The organism is Kandleria vitulina DSM 20405, from assembly GCF_000702065.1.
Classification (GTDB): domain Bacteria; phylum Bacillota_I; class Bacilli_A; order Erysipelotrichales; family Coprobacillaceae; genus Kandleria; species Kandleria vitulina.
Genome location: NZ_JNKN01000062.1, coordinates 1 through 4,462, shown reverse-complemented (window position 1 = coordinate 4,462; position 4,462 = coordinate 1). Strand labels below are relative to the sequence as shown.

General features: G+C 34.1%; 4 protein-coding genes. 3 read left to right on the top strand and 1 reads right to left on the bottom strand.

All coding sequences use genetic code 11. The features are described from left to right. Positions 1-327 precede the first annotated feature (327 nt). From T513_RS0109445 to rsmI, 3 genes are read left to right on the top strand one after another with little or no spacing between them, the layout of a single operon-like run. On the top strand, positions 328-1,314 hold the full coding sequence (locus tag T513_RS0109445; RefSeq protein WP_031589885.1) for a PSP1 domain-containing protein: 987 nt from the start codon (positions 328-330) through the stop codon (positions 1,312-1,314). Next, entirely contained in the window at positions 1,295-2,029 is a 735-nt protein-coding gene (locus tag T513_RS0109440) for a tRNA1(Val) (adenine(37)-N6)-methyltransferase (RefSeq protein ID WP_029070824.1), read from the top strand. The genes T513_RS0109445 and T513_RS0109440 overlap by 20 nt, the downstream gene beginning before the upstream one ends. Continuing rightward, positions 2,022-2,867, top strand: coding sequence for a 16S rRNA (cytidine(1402)-2'-O)-methyltransferase (rsmI, locus tag T513_RS0109435; RefSeq protein WP_029070823.1), 846 nt, complete (start codon positions 2,022-2,024; stop codon positions 2,865-2,867). Before T513_RS0109440 ends, rsmI begins: the two co-directional genes overlap by 8 nt. Positions 2,868-2,913: 46 nt before the next feature. Here rsmI and T513_RS0109430 read toward each other — a convergent pair whose 3' ends face one another. Then, entirely contained in the window at positions 2,914-4,101 is a 1,188-nt protein-coding gene (locus T513_RS0109430; protein WP_031589884.1) for a C40 family peptidase, read from the bottom strand. Positions 4,102-4,462 lie beyond the last annotated feature (361 nt).

Genomic DNA, 4,462 nt, shown 5'->3' with positions numbered 1-4,462 from the left:
AATCTTCATAAAAAAATCTCTCCTTTCATTGAAAGAAGAGAAGTGGCATTGACTGCTATCTAAGCTAATCACTCAGTTGATTGTACAATCATAAGTGTCCTGGCTCTAAGTCCAACTTATTTGTGCTTGAAAAGATAGCGGCGACTTATAAACATTCAGGATATTCTATTTGAGCAGAATTGCCTACTCACCTTCACGTGCTCTGTAGTATACCACCTCTCTTTGATTATACTATTATATCGAGATGCACACTAGAGTTTTGGTGGATTTGAGTTTGGTTATATATTTGTGTCCGCGCAACGAAGGCGCGTGGAAATGGAGGAAAACATGGAACGATTGGCAGCTGTAAAGTTTAACAATGTAGGGAAGTTCTATTATTTTTCTACAACGTTAGATTTGCACAAAGGAGATAAAGTTGTAGTAGAAACAATCCGTGGTCTTGAACTAGGGGAAATGATTTCAGAATTGAAAGACATTTCTGAATTCAAATTGAATGCGGAACTGAAGCCTATCAAAAGAAAAGCTAATAGAGCTGATGTGGAAGTTTATAGTATCAATAAGATCAAGGCAGAAAAGTCATTTGAAATCTGTAAAGATATCATTGAAAAAAGTGGCTTGGATATGAGATTGATTAATTGTGAATATACATTAGATGCTTCTAAAGTAATCTTTATGTATACTGCAGATGAAAGAGTAGATTTTAGAGAGTTGCTTAAGAAGTTAGCAAGTGTCTTTAAATGTCGTATTGAATTAAGACAAGTAGGGCCAAGAGACAAAGCAAAGATTGTTGGTGGTCTTGGTACTTGTGGTATGCCACTTTGTTGTAATTCATTTTTAGGAGAGTTTGATGGTGTTTCTATCAATATGGCTAAGAATCAGCTTCTTGCTATTAATATTGATAAGATATCAGGAGCATGTGGCAGATTATTATGCTGTCTTAAATATGAAGATGAAGCATATACTGATTTAAAGAAGAAGTTCCCTAGAATTGGAACTAGAACGACATTTGAAGGTCATCATGTTAAAGTTACTGGATTGAATGTTATTAGTGGATTGGTTAAGTTTATCGATGAAGATAACAGTGTAAGATTTGTTTCTCTAGAAGAATTTAATAAGAACCAAGGAAAAGAGAAAAGAGAACATCGACCACCAAGAGAAGAGAAGAAGGCCATAAATGAAGAAAAGGGACATGCTAAAAAGCAGTCTAAACAAGAAAAGCCTTTTAAGAAGAAACCAAATAAACGTAAACCACATAATAAACAAAATAGAAATCGTAAGAAAGAGAATGTAAAGAATGAATCAAGAAGTCACTAATTATCTTCTTGCTTATGAGAATATGAAAATTATCCAAAGAAAAGATATGTTTAACTTTTCTTTGGATACTGTTTTATTAGCGAATTTTTGTTCTATCAATAAAAATGTTGAAAAGATTATTGATTTTGGAACAAATAATGCAGCTATTCCTTTATTGTTATCGACTAGAACTAAGACAAATATTGTTGGGGTAGAAATACAGGAAGAAGCTGTTGATTTAGCAAGAAAGAATGTTGCTCTTAATAACCTGGAAAACCAGATCACAATTGTAAATCAGGATATTAAGGAGTATGTTAAAAACAATAGAAGAGTAAAGCTTGTGGTTTGTAATCCACCTTTCTTTAAGTTAGGAGAGAAGAGTCATTTAAATGATAATGAATATCTTCAGATTGCAAGACATGAGATTGCCATCACTTTAGAAGAGATCATCGCAAGTGCTTCATTTATCCTTGATCATGGAGGAAAGTTTGCAATGGTCTATCGTCCTGATCGCCTTATTGAGACAATCAATCTTTTACAGAAGTATGATCTTGAACCTAAGAGATTGCGTTTTGTTTATCCTAAACAGGGGAGAGAAGCTAATACTTTCCTTATTGAAGCCATAAAGAAAGGGAAGATTGGTCTTCGTATAGAAGCTCCGCTCTACAGTCATAATGAAGATGGATCATATAGTGATGAAGTGATGAAATATTTTGGAGTTGATAAAGATGTATAGACAATCAAGTTTTAAAAATGATAAAGCTTCGCTTTATTTAGTACCAACACCAATTGGTAATTTAGGAGAAATGACAATTCGTAGTATTGAAGTATTAAAGAGTGTCAATTATATTGCCTGTGAGGATACTAGAAATACAATTAAGCTGTTGAACCATTTTGATATTAAAGCTAAGCTTATTTCTCATCATGAACATAATCTTCATGTAGCTATTCCTAAGATTCTTCATTTATTAGAAGAAGGGGAAAATATCGCAATTGTAAGTGATGCTGGTTATCCTGCAATCAGTGATCCAGGATATGAGCTTGTAAAAGCTGTTATTGATGCTTCATATAATGTAGTACCCATTTCAGGATGTAATGCTGCATTGGATGCACTTGTGGTTTCAGGAATTGCACCTCAGCCATTTATGTTCTATGGGTTCTTGTCTCATGAAAATAAGAATAAGAAGAAGGAACTTGAAGAACTTAAGAATCAGATGATGACTATTGTTTTCTATGAAGCACCTCATCGTATTAAGAAGACTTTAACAGTTATGTTGGAGATTCTTGGTGATCGTCATATTGCCTTATGTAGAGAGTTGACTAAGAAGCATGAAGAGATTATTAGAGGAACAATAAGTGAAGTTCTTGAAATTTGTGATGATCTAAAAGGTGAAATGGTTATTGTCGTTGAAGGGGCAAAGGAGATTGTAGAAGAAGAGGTCTTTGAACAGTCTATAAAAGAGCATGTGCAGTCGTTTGTAGATAAGGGGATGTCTGCTAAGGATGCTATTAAAGAAGTCGCTAAGATTAGAAAATTAAAGAAAAATCATGTATACGAGGAATATCATAGCTGATATTCCTTTTTGATTAATAAAAAAAAGAAAACGCTGATGCGTTTTCTTAATAAAGTCTTCGATAGTTATGTACAAAGCTAGTCCATCTTCCTGATAAAGTAGCTACCTTAACACACTGGTTAGGATCTTGACCATGAGTAGAAGAACCACGACCTGATGCATGAACAAAGTGATCATTGCCAATATAGATACCAATATGAGCAACACCTGATCCATATGAGAATGTGATAACATCTCCAGGAGAAAGGGAAGCACGGCTGACGGATTTACCCGAAGCGGCATATCCTGCAGCAGTAAGACGTCCAATACCGATACCTGCTTTGTTATAGGCCCAATAGACTAGACCTGAACAATCATAGTATGTAGGTCCTGTAGCACCCCAATAATAGCGATGTCCAAGCTGTGTTAATGCAGCACTTGCAATAGCTCTACCAGTTGCTGAGCCTTTACCTACAGTACCACTGTAAGTCACACGAGAAGCACGATCACGTTCATACATGGCTTCCAGTGCAGCATCGACTTTAGATTGTGCTGAATTGTATTTTGATTTCAGCTGCTGCTGTTCAGCCAATTGTTTTTGCTGCTGTGCTTTAAGTTCAATATAGTGGTTAGCTAATTCCTTTTGCTTTTTCTTTTCTTCCGCAAGTTTAATCTGTGCTTCAGTCATAGCTTTAACTTGTTCCTGTTTTTCTTTTTTCTTCTGTTCAATTTCTTCAGCTAACTGTTTTTCGTAAGAAGTAAGCTGTCCCAAGCTTGCTAATCTTGAATATAGATCACTGATTGATTTTGATTCAAGAAGATAAGAGATAAAAGCATTCGTATTGTAAGTTGACTGCATACTATACATACGAGAACCAATCTGTTTAACTTTTGTATCAATTTCATTCTGATAGTTCTGGATTGTTACTTTATAGTATTCAATTTGTTTTAATAGTTCTGTAATACGATCAGTAAGTTCTTCAACTTTCTTGTTAGTCTCTTCAATGTTATTGCTTGTCTTATCGATATCAGCCTTGCTGTTATTGATGCTACTTTTAAGATTAGATGTCTTATTTTTTAAGTATTTATTAAATCTTTTGCAGACTTTTTCTTTTGATTTAGTAAGTGTTGCTGAAGAACATAATGAGATATATTCATCTTCTTTCCCGCTAAACTCATCTGCCTGTATGGTCTTTGACTGCATCAAAGAGAAAGATAAAGCAAATGCAAGAGAAAGAATGAAGGCTTTTTTCATAAAATTCCCCCTTAAATAATTTGGTAGTGTCAAAAATCTATATCACATAGCACTAATACACTACCCTCAATTTTATCTATATAAACAGTAAAATGATTACTGAGTATATCTTAGTAATCATCTTTTTTCGTATTTAACTAAAAAAGATGAAACAACCTGTGTTATACTTTTAGCGCCAACCAAAATATCACGAAAGGATGTTTCATCATGGAAAGTATAACACATTTAATTAATTCTATTGAATCTTTTTCTAAACAAAATTTTAAGTTCTCTCAGTATTTTCAGGCTTTGAATCTCCTTGGCAAGATTCCTGATACTGTTTCCCATCGTCTGAACAACATTGATGTTATTCATCATCTCG